Annotated in this window: 1 protein-coding gene; it reads right to left on the reverse strand. The window is 45.3% G+C overall.

Features of this window, described 5'->3' with window-relative positions; translation table 11 throughout:
* Positions 1-34 precede the first annotated feature (34 nt).
* Entirely contained in the window at positions 35-976 is a 942-nt protein-coding gene (locus L5M10_RS23855) for an IS30-like element ISSba16 family transposase (protein WP_263180549.1), read from the reverse strand.
* Between the last annotated feature and the right edge of the window lie 102 nt (positions 977-1,078).

Genomic DNA, 1,078 nt, shown 5'->3' on the forward strand with positions numbered 1-1,078 from the left:
CCCGAATTCAACCCCGAAGTGCGACACTCGACAATTAAGCAGCTAACTGGTGAAACACCACGGCAGGCTGCTTAAACTTCAAACACTTTTTGGGTCGATAGTTAATTCTATTCTGAGCAAATTCGATTAATTCATCACTCACTAGCCTCAAATCAACCCCTTTTTTGACGTACTGCCGCAGTAATCCATTGGCGTTTTCATTCGCTCCTCGTTCACAAGAACGATAAGGGTGCGCAAAATATACCTGTGTATCTAGCGCCTCTGCTATCTCTTGGTGGTGAGCAAATTCGCGTCCATTATCTGCCGTTATCGTCAGCACGTGCGCCTTATAGGGCATCAGCAACTCAATCGTCGCTTTCGTTACATCTGCCGCTGACTTCGAATTGACTTTCTTTATCAAATAAAACCGAGTCTTACGCTCTAATAGGGTCACAATAGAGCCCGTTCCATGCAGACCTAATACTGTATCGATTTCCCAGTCGCCAAATCGCTCTCGGTTATCGACAATCGCAGGTCTGTCGTCAATCGATACGGCGTTTTTTATGGTAGGAGCTTGTTCTACTTTGCCGCGCCGATAACGCTTATGTCCTTGACGTAAATGACGATAAAGTTTACCGCCACGACGTTTATCGCGAGCAATATAGCGATAAATCCACTCATGACTGACAGGCTCCTTCACCAAACGCAACACTTGCGAGATTTGCTCAGGGCTCCAATCCAATTGCAGTAAAAGGACGATGCTCTCTATTCGCTGTGAGGGTATCGCATATTTACTCGACTGACGCCTCATTGTGACAGCCTGCTTGTGTGCAATATCAGGCTGATAGCGTGATTGCCCTTGGCATCGTTTAACTTCCCTATAGACACTAGAGCGATGACAATCAATGCATTTAGCTATGTGTGCTATCGAAAAGCCCTGTTCTAACAGTACGGAAATCTGGTATCGTCTTGCTTCGGTCAATTGTTGATAATTCATGGTGATACTCTTTTACTTTGGCGAGATAAAGCGTACCACTTTTCAGCAGTTGGCTTCTTCTACACCTCGATTAGAGTGTCGCAGTTATTATCTGAATTCTGG

This window comes from Shewanella sp. SM32, assembly GCF_025654235.1.
GTDB classification, from domain to species: Bacteria; Pseudomonadota; Gammaproteobacteria; order Enterobacterales; family Shewanellaceae; genus Shewanella; species Shewanella oncorhynchi.